The 19,166-nt window shown below is 33.3% G+C and carries 18 protein-coding genes; 10 read left to right on the top strand and 8 right to left on the bottom strand.

Annotation, left to right across the window (positions count from 1 at the left end; genetic code table 11):
* Positions 1–47: 47 nt before the first annotated feature.
* The 3 genes from TD18_RS01620 to mraZ form a co-directional block, all read right to left on the bottom strand.
* On the bottom strand, positions 48–365 hold the full coding sequence (locus tag TD18_RS01620) for an FtsL-like putative cell division protein (protein ID WP_040247564.1): 318 nt from the start codon (positions 363–365) through the stop codon (positions 48–50).
* 79 nt (positions 366–444) lie between these two features.
* On the bottom strand, positions 445–1,341 hold the full coding sequence (rsmH, locus tag TD18_RS01615; protein ID WP_040247938.1) for a 16S rRNA (cytosine(1402)-N(4))-methyltransferase RsmH: 897 nt from the start codon (positions 1,339–1,341) through the stop codon (positions 445–447).
* The gene (mraZ, locus tag TD18_RS01610; protein ID WP_040247562.1) at positions 1,328–1,795 is read right to left on the bottom strand and encodes a division/cell wall cluster transcriptional repressor MraZ; all 468 of its coding nucleotides are present in this window, start codon (positions 1,793–1,795) and stop codon (positions 1,328–1,330) included. Before mraZ ends, rsmH begins: the two co-directional genes overlap by 14 nt.
* Before the next feature lie 295 nt (positions 1,796–2,090).
* On the opposite strand from mraZ, the gene TD18_RS01605 reads away from it, so the two are divergent.
* From TD18_RS01605 to TD18_RS01595, 3 genes are read left to right on the top strand one after another with little or no spacing between them, the layout of a single operon-like run.
* Complete coding sequence (locus tag TD18_RS01605; protein ID WP_040247560.1) at positions 2,091–2,855, top strand: alpha/beta fold hydrolase; 765 nt, start codon at positions 2,091–2,093, stop codon at positions 2,853–2,855.
* A gap of 30 nt (positions 2,856–2,885) precedes the next feature.
* On the top strand, positions 2,886–3,494 hold the full coding sequence (gene yihA / locus TD18_RS01600) for a ribosome biogenesis GTP-binding protein YihA/YsxC (protein WP_040247557.1): 609 nt from the start codon (positions 2,886–2,888) through the stop codon (positions 3,492–3,494).
* Between the two features lie 11 nt (positions 3,495–3,505).
* Positions 3,506–4,312 carry a sulfotransferase family protein gene (locus tag TD18_RS01595; protein WP_040247555.1) on the top strand — a complete coding sequence of 269 codons (807 nt, stop codon included), beginning with the start codon at positions 3,506–3,508 and terminating at the stop codon, positions 4,310–4,312.
* Here the strand turns inward: TD18_RS01595 and TD18_RS01590 are convergent.
* Positions 4,309–5,403, bottom strand: coding sequence for an ABC transporter permease (locus TD18_RS01590; protein ID WP_040247552.1), 1,095 nt, complete (start codon positions 5,401–5,403; stop codon positions 4,309–4,311). The genes TD18_RS01595 and TD18_RS01590 overlap by 4 nt on opposite strands.
* Position 5,404: 1 nt before the next feature.
* Positions 5,405–7,570, bottom strand: coding sequence for a carboxy terminal-processing peptidase (locus tag TD18_RS01585; protein ID WP_040247936.1), 2,166 nt, complete (start codon positions 7,568–7,570; stop codon positions 5,405–5,407).
* 214 nt (positions 7,571–7,784) lie between these two features.
* On the opposite strand from TD18_RS01585, the gene surE reads away from it, so the two are divergent.
* From surE to TD18_RS01560, 5 genes are all read left to right on the top strand, one after another.
* Positions 7,785–8,561: a 5'/3'-nucleotidase SurE gene (gene surE, locus TD18_RS01580; RefSeq protein WP_040247549.1), complete on the top strand. Its 777-nt coding sequence runs from the start codon at positions 7,785–7,787 to the stop codon at positions 8,559–8,561.
* Positions 8,551–8,835: a hypothetical protein gene (locus TD18_RS01575; RefSeq protein ID WP_052460992.1), complete on the top strand. Its 285-nt coding sequence runs from the start codon at positions 8,551–8,553 to the stop codon at positions 8,833–8,835. The genes surE and TD18_RS01575 overlap by 11 nt, the downstream gene beginning before the upstream one ends.
* Positions 8,836–9,945: a lipid-A-disaccharide synthase gene (gene lpxB / locus TD18_RS01570; protein WP_040247545.1), complete on the top strand. Its 1,110-nt coding sequence runs from the start codon at positions 8,836–8,838 to the stop codon at positions 9,943–9,945. It abuts the gene before it with no gap.
* 75 nt (positions 9,946–10,020) lie between these two features.
* Positions 10,021–10,542 carry a C40 family peptidase gene (locus TD18_RS01565; protein WP_040247543.1) on the top strand — a complete coding sequence of 174 codons (522 nt, stop codon included), beginning with the start codon at positions 10,021–10,023 and terminating at the stop codon, positions 10,540–10,542.
* A gap of 41 nt (positions 10,543–10,583) precedes the next feature.
* The gene (locus TD18_RS01560) at positions 10,584–12,617 is read left to right on the top strand and encodes a ComEC/Rec2 family competence protein (RefSeq protein ID WP_040247540.1); all 2,034 of its coding nucleotides are present in this window, start codon (positions 10,584–10,586) and stop codon (positions 12,615–12,617) included.
* A gap of 6 nt (positions 12,618–12,623) precedes the next feature.
* Here the strand turns inward: TD18_RS01560 and TD18_RS01555 are convergent, their stop codons facing one another.
* The 3 genes from TD18_RS01555 to TD18_RS01545 form a co-directional block, all read right to left on the bottom strand.
* Positions 12,624–13,178 (bottom strand): thioredoxin family protein, encoded by a 555-nt coding sequence (locus tag TD18_RS01555; protein WP_040247537.1) that lies wholly within the window; start codon positions 13,176–13,178, stop codon positions 12,624–12,626.
* 86 nt (positions 13,179–13,264) lie between these two features.
* A complete protein-coding gene (locus tag TD18_RS01550) occupies positions 13,265–15,049 on the bottom strand; it encodes a peptide MFS transporter (protein ID WP_040247535.1) in 1,785 nt (594 codons plus the stop codon).
* Positions 15,050–15,125: 76 nt separating this feature from the next.
* The gene (locus TD18_RS01545) at positions 15,126–16,694 is read right to left on the bottom strand and encodes a peptide MFS transporter (protein ID WP_040247532.1); all 1,569 of its coding nucleotides are present in this window, start codon (positions 16,692–16,694) and stop codon (positions 15,126–15,128) included.
* A 198-nt stretch (positions 16,695–16,892) separates the two neighbouring features.
* Here TD18_RS01545 and TD18_RS01540 point away from each other — a divergent pair, with 198 nt between their 5' ends.
* Complete coding sequence (locus TD18_RS01540) at positions 16,893–18,197, top strand: hydroxymethylglutaryl-CoA reductase, degradative (RefSeq protein WP_040247530.1); 1,305 nt, start codon at positions 16,893–16,895, stop codon at positions 18,195–18,197.
* On the top strand, positions 18,197–19,144 hold the full coding sequence (locus TD18_RS01535) for a GYDIA family GHMP kinase (RefSeq protein WP_040247527.1): 948 nt from the start codon (positions 18,197–18,199) through the stop codon (positions 19,142–19,144). The genes TD18_RS01540 and TD18_RS01535 overlap by 1 nt, the downstream gene beginning before the upstream one ends.
* Positions 19,145–19,166: the final 22 nt, after the last annotated feature.

Here is a 19,166-nt window from a genome sequence, read left to right as displayed (position 1 = left end):
TGAAATACAATCTGTTTAATATGTTAGTTTCGGTTGTTGCCACGTTTTCAATCTTGTGCTTTAACTTTTATTTTTTTTGGTGGAATCTCTGATATAACGATTCCTTTATCTGCTACTTTCTTTATGATTGACGATTCCATTTTTAACCTCATCAATTTTGATCTACCATCAACAAATGCCGACCGTAATTCTTTAACTTCATTTTTAAGTCGTGCGATTTCATACACTTTTTGGTCTGCGCTATGCGAACTAGCAATCATAATGATAGCTAAGAATGAAATCCAAATGATGATTCTCCAGTTTTTAAAAGAGTCATCACTTACTAAAAATTTACCTCTTAAAATGCTGTAAATATTTTTCTTCATAATCTTAAACTCTTCGTACATCTCACCTTAAGAAGGAAGATTATCTATTGATTCCTTCTGTTTTGAAACCTTACAGAAACTATATTCTTTCAGCAATACGAAGCTTTGCGCTTCTAGCCCTATTATTTCTAGCTATTTCTTCTTTAGTTGGAACAATTAAATGCCCTACTTTCTTAAGAGGAACTTCAAAGTTTCCAAAAACATCTCGTTCAGGCTCTCCTTCAAACATACCATTTCTTATAAAACGCTTAACCAATCTATCTTCAAGTGAATGGTATGATATCAGACTCAATCGCCCACCTTTAACTAAAACCTCAGGTGTTTGTAATAAAAACTCTTTCAATGCTTCAATCTCCTGATTAACCTCTATTCGTATCGCCTGATAAATTTGAGCTAATACTTTATTCTCTTTTTTATGATTTAAAAACCGTTTTAAAACAGTCTTTAATTGTTCACTGGTTTTAATTTCTCCATGATTTCTTTCTTCAACAATTACTTTTGCCATTGCTGGCGCTTGTCTCAATTCTCCATACTGAAATAAGACTTGCCTTAATTGCTCTTCATCATATTCATTTACCACGTGATACGCAGAAATCGCATCATCCTGATTCATTCGCATATCTAAATCCGCTTCAAAACGGGTTGAAAACCCACGTTCAGCAACATCAAACTGATGAGAGGAGACTCCAAAATCGGCTAAAACACCATCAACTTCTTTAGCTCCATAGAATCGTAAAAAACGTCTGACGTATCTAAAGTTTTCATTAATAAGCGTGAATCGATTATCATCAATTGTATTTAAAAGAGCATCTTTATCTTGATCAAAAGCAAACAACTTTCCATGAGGTCCCAATCGTTTTAAAATTTCTTTGCTATGACCTCCTCCTCCAAAAGTCACATCAACATAAATTCCGTCTGGCTTTATATTTAAGCCATCAACCGTTTCTTTGAGTAGTACAGGGTTATGATATTCCATCGTCATCGTCTTGTCCCATCACTTCTTCAGCTAAATCAGCAAAATCTCCTGTTGCATCATCAATAGCTTTTTCATACTTATCCTTATCCCAAATCTCAACAATATTAATCGCTGATGACACAACCACTTCTTTAGTAATACCCGAAAAAGCAACTAAATCTTTTGGGATTAATAATCGTCCCGCTGCATCAACTTCAATCATTTTCAAACCAGCAGTAAAACGACGAATGAAGTCATTGTTTTTCTTCTTAAAACGATTGAGCTTGTTCACCTTTTGCATCAATAATTCCCATTCACTCATAGGATAGAGTTCTAAACATGGCTGAAATACAGCACGCTTTAAAACAAATCCATTTTGCAACACTGGAAGCAACTGCTTTTTTATTGCAGCAGGAAGCATTAACCTTCCTTTGGCATCCACTTTGCATTCATAAGTTCCAATTAATGGGTTCAAAATGATTGATTTACTACAACTAACGATTAAGATTCAAATATATTGAAAATTATCCCACATTTTACCACATTACTCCACTTTTGTTGATAAATTTTCGATGAAGCCTATTTTCACAACACACAAAAAGCACTTGAAAAGAGTTAAAAAATTAAGAATCAATAGGCTACAACCAAATCAGTCGTACAAACTTCATTGTTAATATCTCATTGGTATTCATTTACGTTCAGATGAAATATTATAAGAATATTTTAATTGAAATACCTATATTTGTTTTTGATCAAATGACCTATAATTAATGGCGCATCGTTTAAAGAAGGAAAAGGAATTCAGATATATTGAAGTTGGTGAAGGCACTCCAATTATTGTCTTACACGGACTGATGGGAGGCTTGAGCAATTTTGATGCAGTCACAACTTTTTTTAGTGAAAAAGGCTACAAAGTACTTATACCAGAACTTCCAATCTACACAATGTCCTTGCTCAAAACGAACGTCAAAAGTTTTGCAAAATACCTTCATGATTTTATAGAATTCAAAGGCTTTGATAATGTTATTTTATTAGGAAATTCTCTGGGAGGGCATATTGGACTTTATCACACGAAATTGTATTCAGAAAAAGTTAAAGCACTTATCATTACAGGAAGCTCTGGTTTGTATGAAAGCGCAATGGGTGGAGGCTACACAAAACGTGGTGATTATGAGGTGATTAAGAAAAAGGCACAGGAGGTTTTTTATGACCCTGAGGTTGCTACAAAAGAGATTGTTGATGAAGTTTATGAAACTGTTAATGACAGAAATAAACTTATAAAAACGCTTGCAATTGCTAAGAGTGCGATTAGACATAATATGGCCAAAGACTTACCTAAAATGGCATTACCTGTTTGCATTATTTGGGGTAAAAATGATACGGTAACACCTCCAGAAGTAGCTACAGAATTCAATCAACTTTTACCAGATTCTGATTTATTCTGGATTGACAAGTGTGGTCATGCTGCTATGATGGAACATCCAGACCAATTTAACGAGATATTGTATTCTTGGCTTAAGGAACGTAATCTTTAATATCAATCGCTTCCGCGAAAAACTAATGTTATGCTTATTAAAACTGCTGAATTTGTAATAAGTAATTCTGACGTAGATAGATGTCCGAAAGATTATTTACCTGAATATGCTTTTATAGGAAGAAGTAATGTTGGGAAGTCTTCATTAATCAATATGTTGACCAATCATAAAAACCTTGCTAAAACATCAGGACGACCAGGAAAAACACAACTCATCAATCATTTTCTAATTAATAAAAACTGGTTTTTAGTTGACTTACCTGGTTACGGTTATGCTAAAGTATCAAAAACCGCTAAGAAAAAATTTCAGAAATTTATAACCAATTACTTCGAAAAAAGAACACAATTAGTTTCAGCATTTGTTTTAGTAGATATAAGACATGAACCTCAAAAAATTGATTTAGAATTCATGGAATATTTAGGTATTAGTGAGATTCCGTTTTCAATTATTTTTACCAAAGCAGACAAGTTAAAACCTAAAGCAATTGAACGTCATGTTGAAGATTATTGTCAAGAACTTTTAAAGACATGGGCAGAATTACCTCCATATTTTGTGAGCTCTTCTTCAAAAACCATTGGGCGTGATGATATCCTTCAATTTATTGAAGATACAAATCAACAGATAAACGCACTGCGATAACTCCAAATAACGTGACTGTAGATTTTTTACTTATTGGAGCGGCAAAATCAGCAACAACAAGCTTAAGTAATGCATTGTCACAACATCCTGACATATGCTTCAGCAATCCAAAAGAACCAGAGTTTTTTTGTAAAGACAATTGGAGGGATAATCTTACAAATTACCATGCTTTATTTTCAGATAAACCTGCCAAGTTGTATGGCGAAGGTTCTACAAACTATTCAAAATTTCCTCATTATAATAAGAATATTCATACCGATATTTTCAATTACAATCCCAATATGAAAATTATCTACATGATGAGACATCCAATAGACCGAATTGTTTCACATTACATACATTCATACAACAGAGGCCATGAATCTATTAAAGACATAAATACGGCCTTAACATCTAACAATCACTATATTGACACCGCTAGATATGCCATGCAAATAGAACCTTACATTAATTATTTCGGTCGTAATAATGTATTACTTCTATTTTTTGAAGACTTTATTTCTAATCCACAGCAGGTGCTTAATACCACTTTTGATTTCTTGAATATAAATGGTATTACGGTAAATCAAAAAACATTAAACACTAATAAAAGTTTTAACAGACGAGTTTTACATCACAAATATGATCAACCGAAAACTTTATTTGAAAAAATAAAAAAAGTGGTAATGTTATTAAAAAATTATTGTAATCGTGATTTTATAAGCCAAAAACCAAAACTTACCACTCAAACGAAAGTTTTTATAATGAATAACATTGCAGATGACATAAAAAAAATTGAAGCATTAACTAACAGAGATTTATCGCATTGGTCCAACTAATTTTTTACATCTAAAGCGTCTCTAAAGGCATTACCAATTAACATAAAAGACATCACCAAAATCATAATACACAATCCTGGAATTAAAGCTAAGTAAGGTTTTCCTAAAATAATATAATTATAATGATCCTTAATCATTGCTCCCCAACTGGACATTGGAGGTTGTGCACCTATACCTAAAAAACTAAGACCACTTTCTATAAGGATTGCAGCCGCAAAATTTGCTGCCGAAATCACAATGATTGGAGCCATTATATTTGGCAATATATGTTTTGTTATAATTCTATAATCATTAAAACCTAATGCTCTTGCAGCAGTAACATATTGCATTTCTTTAGCACTTATAATTTGTCCCCTAACCACTCTTGCTACTTCAACCCACATGGTTAAGCCCACAGCAATGAACACTTGCCAAAACCCTTTACCTAGAGCCAATGTTATCGCTATAACTAACAACAATGTAGGAATTGACCATGTCACATTAATAATCCACATGATAAAAGCATCAATTTTACCACCATAATAGCCAGCAATACTACCCATGAATATACCTATGACTAAAGAAATAAAAACAGCTATAAAACCGATAAAGAAAGAAATACGAGAGCTAACCAAAACACGACTTAAAAGATCTCTTCCATACTTATCTGTTCCAAAAATGAAGGTCTTTTCTTTGACGTAATCTGTATAATTTTTATTTGGAAACCGACTTAAATCCAAAGATTTTTCTACACCTACTAAACCATCTGAAGCATATTCAGTATAAGTTAATGTATGGTTATCAATATTATAATTAGAAATAGGAATCTCGGTATCCGTTTTTAACTTTCCGAAGAATAGCTTAGAAAAAAAACTTTGCTGAATGTTCAATTCTGAAGGCAGACTTAATAATGTGACTTTAAAACCTGGAGGTTTAGAATGAATTGACAAATGCATTTGATTTGCATTTTGAGAATCATCTGGAGCTATTCCATAAGCGAAAACTGAAACAAGACCAATGATTACAATAACCCAAAAACTTAAAACGCCCCAAAAGTTTTTTTTAAACTTTTGAAGCGCCAATTTTGTTAATGAGCCACTATTATTACTCATACTAATTTTTTACAGACGTCGCTACTTTAGTTTTGATTCCGTAAGTCATTTTTAAATCATTTAAAACATTGAGAGCTTCTTCAACATAAACATCTTTGCTTAAGCTGGTGTGCCAACGTTCCCGCTTTTCTTTTAAAACAGAATCTTGCTCCATTAATTTTAACTCTTGAGACAACGGTTCAAAAGTTAAGTTGGTTTGATATTTAGATAACTCCTCAAAACGTTTAGCTTCATTTTCACTAATTTCAAGGGAAGCTTTGTAATCATTATAGTTTAGAGAAAACAAATCTTTATCTCTAATTTTCTTAACCCATTTAGCATTTTCATCAATTAACTTCAATTGCTCGTTCATAGCCATTCGCTCTTTACTTTTTGCAATGGTCGTGTCGTAATCAAAATAACTATCCCAAACATCATATTGCGCTGGTTCAATCTGGCTCCATGGCAAAGGATTTTCCTCATTCTTTTCGCCTATATCTATGTAACTATATCGATTAGGAATGACAACATCACTTTTCACACCTTCTAATTGGTTTGAACCTCCATTAATTCTATAGAACTTTTGAATTGTCATTTTTAAAGCACCAATATCACCACTAGTATTATTTCTAACCATGCGATTAAGATCAACCACGGTTTGAACAGTACCTTTACCAAAAGTTTGATCGCTTCCAATGATAATTGCTCTTTTATAATCCTGCATGGCAGCTGCTAATATTTCTGAAGCTGACGCCGAAAATTCATTAACTAAAATCACTAATGGTCCATCCCAAACTATAGATCTGTCCCTATCCATTAGTACTTCTTTTGGCTCTCCAGAAGTCTTAACCTGAACAACTGGACCTTCTTTAATAAAAAATCCTGCCATATCAACCACTGTCTGCAGAGATCCTCCGCCATTATTTCTCAAATCAAGAACAAGGCCTTCCATACCTTCAGCTTTTAATTTTTCAATTTCAAGCTTTACATCAGAAGCCGCATTACGATTATTAATGTCATCAAAATCAACATAAAATCGAGGCAAATCAATAATACCATATTTTTTACCATCTTTTATCACCATTGATGATTTCGCGTAGGTTTCACCCATTTCTACAATATCTCTGGTGATGGTTATATCTTGAATTGTTCCATCGACCTTTTTCACTGTAAGCGTTACGTCGGTTCCTTTTGGACCTTTAATAAATTTAACGGCATCACTTGTACGCATTCCTACCACATTAAGAGCCTCCTCTTCGTCTTCCTGCTTTACTTTTAAGATCTGATCACCTACTTCAAGCTCTTTCTGCCTCCAAGCTGGACCTCCTGCAATGACTTCCATAATGGTTATAACATCCATCTTTTTTTGAAGTCTGGCACCAATACCTTCAAAATTACCAGAGATATCTGCATCGAAACGCTCTTTATCTTCAGGTTCATAATAGGCCGTATGTGGATCGTATTCACGTACAATAGCGTTTACATAAACCGAGAGCAGATCTTTTCTTTGTCTGTCCTCCATGTATTCGTATAATTCATTTAAAGATTTTAACGTAATTCCACGTGCTTCTTTTTCAAGTTCAGCTAAAGACTTTTCTTTCACGCTTTCATCTTTTTCACCTTCTGACTCTTTATCTTTTGCTCTTTTAAGATCTCGTTCTTGCTGAGCGATTAAATCATCATAATTGGCAATAGTTGAAAATTTAAGCTGATGTCTCCATCGTTCCTTCAATTCTTTTTTTGAATTAACATATGTTAGGTCCTCATATTTCGTAGAAAATTCTTCATCTATTGAAAAATCAAAAGGGTTTTCCAAAACTTCTTTATAAATCTGTTTTGACTCTTCTAATCGTTGTAAATAGCGATCATAGGTAATGTTAAAAAATGTAACATCATAAGCCTTAATTTGATCGTCTAAATCTGTTTTGTATTTTTCAAATTCCTTAATGTCAGAGGCATAAAAATAGCGTTTTAAAGGATCAAGCTGTTCGAGATATTCATCAAATACCTCTTGCGAAAAATTGTCATTGATTTCCTGAGGATTAAAATGCCCTTCATCAAGTAAATAGGTTACCAATTGAATAAGTAGTTTGTCTTTATTTGGGTCTTCAAACTTTTTAGATGTAAAACTGCAGGAAGCAAAAGCCAGCAGCAATACTAAAAGCAGTAATTTATAATTTCTTTTCATCATATTTTTCATAGTAAATCTTTTATGTAGCATTACAGCATTACGGCCTCAAATATTCCATAACATGTAATGACATAGAATTTATAATTTCTACTAAAGTAAAAGAAAAAACCATGCCAATAAAATCAAGTGCTACTAATTTTTTGTTAAACCTTTATTTATAGGAATTTCAAGCGTGTTTGTGTACTTTTGTATGTGTAAAAAAAATAGATAAATGTCAAAGAAACCACTTATCCTCGTAACTAATGATGATGGGATCACTGCACCTGGTATTCGCACTTTAATTGAAGTTATGACCACAATTGGCGACGTTGTAGTTGTAGCTCCAGACAGCCCTCAAAGCGGAATGGGTCATGCTATTACAATTGATTCTACTTTACATGTTGAAAAAGTGACCATAGATAATGGTCCTCAAGAAGAATACAGTTGTTCAGGAACTCCTGCAGACTGTGTAAAATTTGGAGTTAAACAATTGTTGAATCGACGACCAGATTTGTGTGTTTCCGGAATTAATCATGGATCGAATTCATCAATAAATGTGATTTATTCAGGAACTATGAGTGCTGCGATTGAAGCAGGTGTTGAAGGCATTCCTGCTATAGGGTTTTCGCTTTGTGATTATAAATGGAGTGCCAATTTTGAGGCTTGCAAAGCCTACGTTAAATCAATCGCTAAAAACGTTTTAGAAAATGGATTGGATAGTGGCACTGTATTGAATGTCAATTTCCCGAAGCTAGACAAAAAACACATAAAAGGCATTAAAATATGTCGTCAAGCAAAAGCAAACTGGGAAGAAGAATTTGATAAACGTACTAATCCTCAAGGAAGAGAATATTATTGGTTAACCGGAAAATTTGTTAACCTCGATTATGGTGAGGACACCGATGAGTGGGCTTTATCCAATGGTTTTGTTTCGGTTGTTCCAATACAATTTGACCTAACAGCTCATCACAGCATTCAAGAACTAAATACATGGAAATTTGAAGAATAAAGACCTTATTATCGGAATTGTCATTGGACTAATTGCAAGTGTTATTGGACTCACAATATCTCTCTTATTTTTTGGAACTGGTGACTCATTAGGCAATTCCTTAAAGATTGCTATTAATCAAGATGTGTTAACAAAATTGGTTAGTATTGGTGCACTCTTAAATTTAGGTGCGTTCTTTTTATTCCTAAATATAAATAAAGAAACTCGCGCCAAAGGTGTGCTAATTGCTACTATTGTTGTAGCACTTATAACCATTATTATTAGATTTACTTAAATGAAGTACTACATCATTGCTGGCGAAGCCTCAGGAGACCTTCATGGCTCTAATTTGATGAAAGCGTTACTAAAACAAGATGTAAATGCTGAATTTAGATTTTGGGGTGGCGATCTTATGCAAGCTGTTGGTGGTACTTTGGTGACACATTACAAAGACCGATCTTTTATGGGTTTTGCTGAAGTAATTTTCAATCTTCGAAAGATTTTAGGCTTAATCAGTTTTTGTAAAGATGATATTAAAAATTATCAACCTGATGTCATCATATTTATTGATAACTCAGGATTTAATCTTAGAATCGCCAAATGGGCTAAAGAACATAATTTTAAGACCCATTACTATATCTCGCCTCAGGTTTGGGCTTCCAGAGCCAGTCGTGTGGAGAAAATTAAGAGAGATGTTGACGCCATGTATGTCATTCTTCCTTTTGAGAAAGAATTTTATGCCAAATATAATTACGATGTGCATTTTGTAGGTCATCCGTTAATTGATGCGATTTCTAATCGGCAACAAGTGGATGAACACACTTTCAGAAAAAATCATTACCTAAGCAAAAAACCAATTATTGCACTTTTACCTGGTAGCAGAAAACAAGAAATCACAAAAATGCTAGGTGTAATGCTAAGCTTGGTAAATGATTTTAAGGATTATCAATTTGTAATCGCTGGTGCTCCAAGTCAAGACTACAGCTTTTACAAACCCTTTATTAAGCAAGATAATGTAGCTTTTATTTCTAATAAAACATATGATTTACTAAGTGTATCTCATGCAGCGCTGGTAACCTCTGGAACAGCAACCTTAGAGACTGCATTGTTTAAAGTTCCTCAGGTAGTGTGTTACAAAGCAAACGCAATTTCTTATCAAATTGCAAAACGGATCATAACCTTAAAATTCATATCTCTGGTAAACCTGATTATGGACCGAGAGGTTGTTACTGAATTAATCCAAGGTGATTTAAATAAACAACGCCTCAAAAAAGAACTGATACAAATTCTTGATGAGAATGAACGTATCCGATTATTCATAGATTATTACGATTTAGAAAAAAAATTAGGAGGAAAAGGCGCTAGTGAAAATGCTGCTAAACTTATTTTTGAGAGTTGTACATAACATTGTTAAAAATCTTAAGTTATTATTCTACTCTTATTAAATCTATTATTTATTTTTAGATTTTAATTGTTGTCTATGAAAAATGTTATTCTTCTTTTTATAATATGCCTCAGTTTTGGTAGCTGTAATTCTTCCAAAGGCATAAAAACTAAAACATCAAAAACGACAAAAGCTACCAAAAAAAGAACAAGCAACACCTATTCTGCGCCATCCAAAACTATAGAAAGCATCATTGATTATGCGCAAACTTTTGAAGGAACGCGTTACAAATATGGAGGAACTACTAAACGAGGCATGGATTGTTCTGGTCTAGTTGTTACTGCCTTTCAGAAAGAAAACATCAATCTACCAAGAACAACTTCAGCCTTACAAAGCACAGGGAACTGGATTGATGTCAAAGACGTACAAGAAGGCGATTTATTGTTTTTTGCGACCAAAAAAAATAGCCGAAAAGTGAATCATGTTGGCATTGTTACAAAAAGTAGACCTGGTTATGTTGAGTTTATTCATTCAACGACTAGTAGAGGAGTAATTACGTCTAATTTATCAGAACGCTACTGGTACTTAGCGTATGTTCAGGCAAGACGCGTGATATAGATTATTTTCTACTATTGTAGATTATTTACTATATTGAGAGTATGAAAACTCTCAATTTTGTCATCATCAAGCTTACCTTCTGTCTTACAGCAGGTATTTTGAGCGCTCATTATTTAAAAATCTCCTTTCTAAATACAGTTTATCTAAGCATTGGATTACTAATCGTTTTATGGATTGCAAACCATTTAGCAAATCGAAGACTTCAAAAAACCATCTGGTTTGGATTGATTACTTTTATTTCAATGTTTGCTTTAGGGATTTTAACCTATACTTCACACAATCAAAAGAACTTCCCTCTACATTATGGCAATAATAAGCATGTAATTAAAACCTCTTCAAATACAATAACCTTTATTGTAAAGGAACGTTTTAAATCAACTAAATATCATCATAAATACATTGTAGACATAGTATCTATAAATGATCAATTATTACGAGGAAAAGTATTACTAAACATTCATAAAACCGATAGCACAAAATTGTTTATGGTGGATGATGTATTATTGGTTTATTCTGAATTTCAAGACATAAAAAATCCGTTAAACCCAAATCAGTTCAACTACAAAGCATATTTAGAAAAGCAATACATCTATGATCAATTATTTACAGAACAACACCTCATATTTAAAATAAATTCAAAGAAGAAATCCGTTTATGGTTACGCAGATACTCTAAGGCAAACTATTAATGAGCGATTAAACGAATATAATTTTAAGCCTGAAGAACAAGCCATCATCAACGCTCTTATTCTCGGTCAACGACAAGATATGGATCGGGACATGTACACCGAATATGCAAATGCTGGAGCCATTCATATTTTGGCTGTTTCTGGACTTCATGTTGGTATAATACTCATGATGCTAAATGTTGTATTAAAGCCTTTAAACAACATAAAACGAGGTAATCTTATCAAGATATTATGCATTCTTATTTTATTATGGAGTTTCGCCATAATCGCTGGATTATCAGCATCTGTCACAAGAGCAGTTACTATGTTTAGCATTATTGCAATCGCGATGCATTTAAAACGACCTACTAATATTTACAACACATTATCTATTTCAATTTTCATTCTGCTATTAGTAAAACCTATGTTCTTGTTTGATGTAGGATTTCAAATGAGTTATCTGGCTGTATTTGCCATTGTATCAATTCAACCCTTATTATATAAGTTATGGTCTCCAAAATGGAAAGTTGTTGATTATTTCTGGCAGATATTTACAGTAACAATGGCTGCTCAATTAGGCGTTTTACCAATTAGTTTATTTTACTTTCATCAGTTTCCAGGTTTGTTTTTTATTTCAAACCTCGCAATTATTCCCTTTCTTGGACTGATTTTAGGCTTCGGAATTGTAGTGATTATTTTGGCATTATTAAATAGCCTTCCTAATACTGTAGCAAATATTTACGGCGTGCTTATCACTAGTATGAATGAGGTTGTATCTTGGGTTTCAAAGCAAGAAGCATTCTTAATTAAAGACATTTCTTTTGATCTGACGCATGTTCTTGTTACTTACATACTTATACTAGCATTCTTTTTCTTCTTACGGAAAATAAATTATCAGCGAATTATATTACTTATGTTTTCAATATTGATATTACAAAGTGTTATGATTTATACGAAGAAAAGAAACAACACAGAAGCTTTAATTATTTTCCATAAAAGCAGGTATAGTATCCTTGGGAAAAAGAACAACAACCAATTAACGCTTTGGCATAACTTAGATAGCAGTGCAGTAAAAAACGAAAAAATGATTAGAGATTATAATGTTGGAAATTTTATTACAGCTGTTCGCTACGATTCTTTAGATAATGTTTATAAAACACATCAAAAAACACTACTAATTATTGATAGCTTGGGTGTTTACAACGTAAGTTTTAAACCCGACTATATTTTATTGCGACATTCACCAAGGATAAATCTAAAACGTCTTATCGACTCGCTAGAACCCAAAGTCGTAATTGCTGATGGCAGTAATTACAAATCTTATATTCAACGATGGAAAGCAACATGTAAACAAGAAAAACTCCCTTTTCATCAAACCGGTGAAAAGGGAGCATTTATAATAAAGTAACTTTGATTATTGCTGAAACTCAGGCTTAAAAGCTGAGTAATATGTATTAAATTCTTCCTGAGTCGTCATGGACTTATAATCATCTCCTAAAAACAATTTAAGATATAATTCCAGTTGTTGTGGTTTTTGATATCCTCTAATAGGAGAAATCACTTTAGCATCCACATCAAAAAACACGATCGTTGGATATGCACTAACTTTTAGATAACGCGTTAAATCATGCACACCATTTCTTCTGCTTTTTAATTCAGGCTTATAGTTTGGATTACTGAATGTTTTGCCATCATAATTTACAGTTGAATTGCCTTCAGCATCAAACTTAACAGCGTAGTAATTTTTATTTACAAACGCTACTACATCTTTATTATGGAAGGTGTTCTTATCCAACATTTTACATGGACCACACCAGTTTGTGTATACGTCCATCATAATTTTCTTAGGATTTTTCTTCTGAAGTTCTAAAGCCTCTTCAAAAGTTACCCAGTTTATTTCTTGTACCTGAGCAAAACTACTAACTGATGTTAATAGTGCTAAAACGAATATAAGTGATATTTTTTTCATACGAGATTTGTTGCAATTTCCGTTCCGAACTTACAAAAAATGCTCCAAAGGTGGAGCATTTTGCGATTATTTTAACGATTTACTCGTTATTTGACACCATGCATAAGTTTTTTGAGGACAGGATTTAACAGCATTGAAATCACACCCACACCAATTGGAACTAACGTGAATATTAAAAAGAATGTACTCAATGAATACTCTTCAGAAATTTTATCAATCATTCCTCCCATATTTCCAGCAGCTTTTTGCCCTATTGCAATTGCTAGGTACCAAATTCCAAACATAAATCCAATCATTCTACCTGGAACTAATTTGCTCAAATACGAGAGTCCAACTGGTGAAATACATAATTCTCCCATAGTATGAAACAAATAAGCTAAAATCAAGAAAATCATACTAACTGAAGCTGTTTTTGCACCTTGAGGTATGCCCATAGTTCCAAAAACTAATATACCAAATCCAAGTCCTAAAAGCATCAGACCAAATCCATATTTCATACCTACACTAGGATTGTATTTACTTTCCCACCATTTTGAAAACAGAGGTGCTAATGTAATAATGAAAAAGGAATTTAAGATACCAAACCATGATGCTCCGACTTCAGTAGCATCTTTACTAAACTCATTCATAATTTTATATCCAACCACAAACCAAAGAAATACAAACGTTAGTGCAAGCACGATATTTGAAGCTGCAATTTTTGAAAATGTCTTTTTGAATAATAAAAATAACACCCATGTTATTATGGCAAGAGGAACAATTGTAAGTATCGTATCAATGACCTTAAATATTGTGGCAGAGGAACCTGTAAGCAATCGATCGGTATAATCTCTGGCAAACAACGTCATTGATCCTAAAGATTGTTCAAAGGCAGCAAAGAAGAAGACTGTAAAGATTCCAAAAATGGAAACAGCAATAATCTTATCTCTAACCATTTTTGAATACCTACCTATTCTTGTAATAATTAGATATAAAAACAATACTAACGCTAGAAGTATAGTCACATTAGAACCATCCATTCCTCCAATACTGAAGTTTAACATGTTAACATTACCTATCTTAGACATAGGATCATTAAACAAATACAACACACCACCAATTGAAGACAAAAGAATCAGAATCTTATCTACCATTGTAAATGGGTTAAGCTTTTCAGTTTCACCTGTAGCATCATGTTCTTTCGGACTCTCCTCATTTATATTTTGTGGCAATTCTACTTCATGAACTTTAGACGGTTTCTCGCCAATACTTCCAAATAAATCTTTAGCTAACCAAAACTGAATAAGACCACCTAACATAAAAATTCCAGCAAGTCCAAAGCCATAACTCCAGCCAATATTTTCAGCTAAATAACCACAAAGCATCATTCCAAAGAACGCTCCAGCATTCACTCCCATATAATAAATGGTATAAGCACCATCTTTTTTAGATTCCTTTCCCTTATACATTTCAGAAATCATAGATGTCATATTAGGCTTAAAGAAACCAGTACCAATTACTAAAAGTGCCAAACCTAAGTATAAAGACCATGTGGTTTCAAAAACCATTGCCAAATGCCCAAGCATCATTATAAAACAACCGATAATTACTGCCCATTTGTAACCCGTAATTTTATCTGCTAACCAACCACCTACAATTGGTGTTAGATATAGTAGAGAAGAATAGGTCCCAATTAAAGCTAAAGCATTTTCTCTTGACCATTCCCAACCAGGATTATCACTTAAAAAAGGAGCTGTTAAAAATAAGACTAAAAGAATTTTCATTCCGTAGAAAGAAAATCGTTCCCACATTTCAGTAAAGAAAATTACAAACAGTCCGGCTGGATGTCCAATAACTTTGTCTTTAAATAGATTTTCAATATCAGTATTCATAAAAGAAAGTGTTTAGTTAGAAAAAACAAACCCTTGTAAAATAAAATTTACAAGGGTTCAATATTATATATGCGTATTAATTATTAATTTCTGGATCAGCTAATTCATAACCTTCTGCTTCATCATTATGCATCATACGTTCATTATCTTCAGCACCATGAGTTAATCGTTTCAGTGGCTTTAAAATCAAAATAAATAATGACCCAACAATCACTGTAAAAATTAATATTCCTAAGAAGATGGTGTATTCACCAAAATCTGAAGCAGCTTCTCCAACAATACCAGCAACTTTACTACCTAAGCCAGTAGCGGCAAAATAAACACCCATCATTAAGGAAGCATATTTTACAGGAGTTAATTTCGTTATAAATGAAAGCGCTACAGGAGACAAACATAACTCGCCAATAGTGTGAAATAAATATGCTAATACTAGCCAAATCATACTAGAAGTTCCAGACTTTTCAAATTCCATAGCTGCAAATACCATAAACAGGAATCCAAATCCCATTATGATAATACCCAATGCCATTTTAAATAAAGAAGACCCTTCTTTACCTTTTAATTTTCGTTTTGCCCAATATGAAGCTACCACTGTAGCAAATAAGATTATAAATCCTGCATTTAAACTTTGAAACATTACTGTTGGTATTTCCCAACCAAACAGTACTCTATCTACTTTTGATTCTGTGTACAGGTTCATTAATCCACCTGCTTGTTCGAAAGCTCCCCAAAAGACAATTACCATGATAAATGATAATAATAATACCATAAAACGATCTTTAAAAATCTGCGAATCTAATTCTTTATAAATCATCATTAGCAATGAAATGACCGCAGTAAGAAATACAAATAAGAGTCCGTAACCCCATTCTAAAACATACCATCCATATAGAGACGCTGCCAATAATATTACTGTAAAAAGTAATTGCGTTGGTGATTTAAACAGTTTCCCATAAAGTTTACCATACGAAATTTCGTTTGGGTCATCCTTTTTTGGAGGCACGAAATTTCCAACTTGAGTCAAGTATTTTTGACCAGCTACATAATTAATTAAACCTAAGAGCATCACGATACCTGCAAGTCCGAAACCAGCATGCCAACCCCATTCTGCAACAACCAATCCTACAATCATTGTTGCTAAGAGTGATCCTAAGTTAATACCAATATAAAAAATACTAAATCCCTTGTCTCGTCGTATATCACCTTCTTTATATAGACCTCCTACCATTGTAGAAATGTTTGGTTTCAGCAATCCAACTCCAAGAATTACTAGTCCTAAGCCTGTATAAAACGCCCAAATATCGGTCAGTACTAAGACACCATGTCCAAGACACAGCACTATGGCTCCAAGCAATACAGCTTTCTTTTGACCAATCAATTTATCGGCAATCATACCACCAGGAATTGACATAACATATACTAACATAGTATACCAGCCATATAAAGCTAGTGCCTCCTTACTTGTCCATCCTAATCCTGCACCTCTATCGTCTCCAATGGTCTCTGTTGTCATATACAACACCAACAATGCTCGCATTCCATAATAGGAGAAGCGTTCCCACATTTCTGTTAAAAATAAAATATACAACCCTATTGGTTGTCCGAAAAGCTCTTTTTGATGTGGCTTCAATGCAGTTGTTGACATAAAAATTAGTGTTAGTTAGTTTTTTTTACAGACCTTAATAACGTATCAAGAATCGTGCTATTTTTTGATAAAAATATGTCAAGTTTACTAAAAATTAAGCAAAAAACCCTAACTATTAACAGTTAAATCTGCAATAATCATTACAGTGAAGTAAATTACATACAAGAATAGTATCTTTGTAACCTTAAATTCAAGTAAATGCAGAAAACGATTACTGGTTTTTCAAAGTTGACCAAATCTGAAAAAATTGACTGGATTGTCAATACTTATTTTTCAAATAATAAGAGTGCCAAAACCACTTTAGAGCAATATTGGAATAGCAATAAAAAACTCCAACAGTTGCATGATGAATTTATAGAAAATACCATTACCAACTACTATCTTCCTTTTGGTGTCGCTCCTAATTTTTTAATTAACGGTAAAACATACACCATACCCATGGCTATTGAAGAAAGTTCGGTAGTAGCAGCAGCCAGTAAAGCTGCTAAATTCTGGTTAGATCGTGGTGGATTTAAGGCCGAAGTGATTTCAACCACAAAAATTGGTCAAGTTCATTTCACTTATGATGGTAACACTGAAGATTTAATTAATTTTTTTAAAAATACAAAGTCTAAATTCTTTAAGGATACCAAATCCATAACCAAAAGTATGGAAAACCGTGGTGGTGGTATTTTAGACATTGATCTCAAAGACAAAACCAAAGACCTGGCTGATTACTATCAATTACATGCCACATTTGAGACCATGGATGCTATGGGAGCAAATTTTATTAATAGTTGCTTAGAACAATTTGCAACAACTCTCAAGACGGAAGCAGATCATTCTTTATCTGGAAATGTTGATGTAATCATGAGTATCCTATCTAATTATGTTCCTAATTGTTTAGTGAGAGCAGAAGTAAGTTGCAAGGTTGAAGATTTAACTGAAAATTCAAAAACCTCAGCTGAAGCTTTTGCCGAAAAATTTATTCAAGCTGTTAAGATTGCCGAAATTGAACCTTACAGAGCAGTAACACACAATAAAGGCATTATGAATGGTATTGATGCTGTAGTTTTAGCAACTGGTAACGACTTTAGAGCTGTCGAAGCTGGAGTTCATGCTTATGCTTCTAGAAATGGAACATACAGTAGTTTAACACATGCCGAAGTGAAAGATGGTATCTTCAAATTTTGGATGGAAATTCCTTTAGCGCTTGGCACTGTAGGTGGATTGACAAGTTTACATCCTTTAGTAAAGCTAGCCTTAGAAATGCTTGGCAAGCCTTCAGCAAAAGAATTGATGCAAATTGTCGCTGTTGCAGGATTAGCTCAAAACTTTGCTGCGTTGCGCTCGCTTACAACAACTGGAATTCAAGAAGGTCATATGAAAATGCATCTCATGAATATTTTAAATCAATTTGAAGCAACGTCTCAAGAAAAAGAACAACTTGTATCACATTTTAAAACACATACAGTAACCCATAGTTCTGTAGTAGATGCAATAAACAACTTAAGAAACAACTAGTGGTCAAGTATTACAGTCACGGAAAACTACTGCTTACAGGAGAATATGTTGTTCTTGATGGCGCTTTGTCATTGGCTATTCCAACTAAATTTGGGCAAGATTTAACTATTAAACCTATTGATGAACCAAAACTTTTATGGAAGAGCTTTGACCATAATAAAGCGGTTTGGTTTGAAGAAGTATTCAGAATTAATAATAATGAGATTTTGAAACAAGTTCAGAATGACTACCCAACTTCTAATCGTTTACTTCAAATATTAAATGGTGCAAAAAACTTGAATCCCGATTATTTAAGCAACCATGATAAGGGTTATGAGATTACCACACAATTAGAATTTCCAAAAAATTGGGGCTTAGGTACGTCTTCAACGCTCATTAATAACATTGCAAACTGGGCTCATGTTAATCCGTATCAATTACTCGACATGACTTTTGGAGGCAGTGGTTATGATATTGCATGTGCTCAGGCTAAAGCACCTTTAACGTATAGGATTAAAAATAATGAGATTCTGAATCAAGCTCAGAGTGACAAAAAAAGAGAAATTAAGACTGTTGATTTTAATCCATCATTTAAAAGTAACTTATATTTTGTTCATTTAAATGAGAAGCAAAATAGCAGAGATGGCATAGCTCAATACAGAGTAAATACTTCAGATTTAAAACATGAGGTTGAAAGCATCAATGGAATTACATTAGAGATGATTGATTGTGATTCGTTAGAAAACTTTCAGAAGTTAATGCATCAACACGAGCTATTCATTTCAAAAATCATAGGTCAAAAACCTGTTAAAGAAGTTCTTTTTAAAGACTTTAAAGGCAGCATTAAAAGTCTTGGAGCCTGGGGAGGTGATTTTGTTTTAGTCGCTTCAGAAACCAATCCAACCACATACTTTAAAGACAAAGGTTTTGAAACCATTTTAAACTACGACGATATGGTTATAAAATAAAAAAGCTCCACAAAATGTGAAG

It is taken from the genome of Psychroserpens mesophilus, from assembly GCF_000826645.1.
In the GTDB taxonomy this organism is placed as follows: Bacteria; Bacteroidota; Bacteroidia; order Flavobacteriales; family Flavobacteriaceae; genus Psychroserpens; species Psychroserpens mesophilus.
Note: the sequence above shows the minus strand (reverse complement) of the source record. Positions and strands in the feature narration are given on the sequence as shown.

Bases quoted from the DNA above. Each gene is read 5' to 3' on its own strand.
- rsmH (WP_040247938.1), bottom strand. From the start codon at position 1,341: ATGGAATATCATAACCCTGTACTACTCAAAGAAACGGTTGATGGCTTA.
- TD18_RS01620 (WP_040247564.1), bottom strand. From the start codon at position 365: ATGAAGAAAAATATTTACAGCATTTTAAGAGGTAAATTTTTAGTAAGT.
- surE (WP_040247549.1), top strand. From the start codon at position 7,785: ATGTCAAAGAAACCACTTATCCTCGTAACTAATGATGATGGGATCACT.
- TD18_RS01555 (WP_040247537.1), bottom strand. From the start codon at position 13,178: ATGAAAAAAATATCACTTATATTCGTTTTAGCACTATTAACATCAGTT.
- TD18_RS01540 (WP_040247530.1), top strand. From the start codon at position 16,893: ATGCAGAAAACGATTACTGGTTTTTCAAAGTTGACCAAATCTGAAAAA.
- TD18_RS01590 (WP_040247552.1), bottom strand. From the start codon at position 5,403: ATGAGTAATAATAGTGGCTCATTAACAAAATTGGCGCTTCAAAAGTTT.
- TD18_RS01565 (WP_040247543.1), top strand. From the start codon at position 10,021: ATGAAAAATGTTATTCTTCTTTTTATAATATGCCTCAGTTTTGGTAGC.
- TD18_RS01545 (WP_040247532.1), bottom strand. From the start codon at position 16,694: ATGTCAACAACTGCATTGAAGCCACATCAAAAAGAGCTTTTCGGACAA.
- TD18_RS01605 (WP_040247560.1), top strand. From the start codon at position 2,091: ATGGCGCATCGTTTAAAGAAGGAAAAGGAATTCAGATATATTGAAGTT.
- TD18_RS01560 (WP_040247540.1), top strand. From the start codon at position 10,584: ATGAAAACTCTCAATTTTGTCATCATCAAGCTTACCTTCTGTCTTACA.
- TD18_RS01550 (WP_040247535.1), bottom strand. From the start codon at position 15,049: ATGAATACTGATATTGAAAATCTATTTAAAGACAAAGTTATTGGACAT.
- TD18_RS01585 (WP_040247936.1), bottom strand. From the start codon at position 7,570: ATGAAAAGAAATTATAAATTACTGCTTTTAGTATTGCTGCTGGCTTTT.
- yihA (WP_040247557.1), top strand. From the start codon at position 2,886: ATGCTTATTAAAACTGCTGAATTTGTAATAAGTAATTCTGACGTAGAT.
- lpxB (WP_040247545.1), top strand. From the start codon at position 8,836: ATGAAGTACTACATCATTGCTGGCGAAGCCTCAGGAGACCTTCATGGC.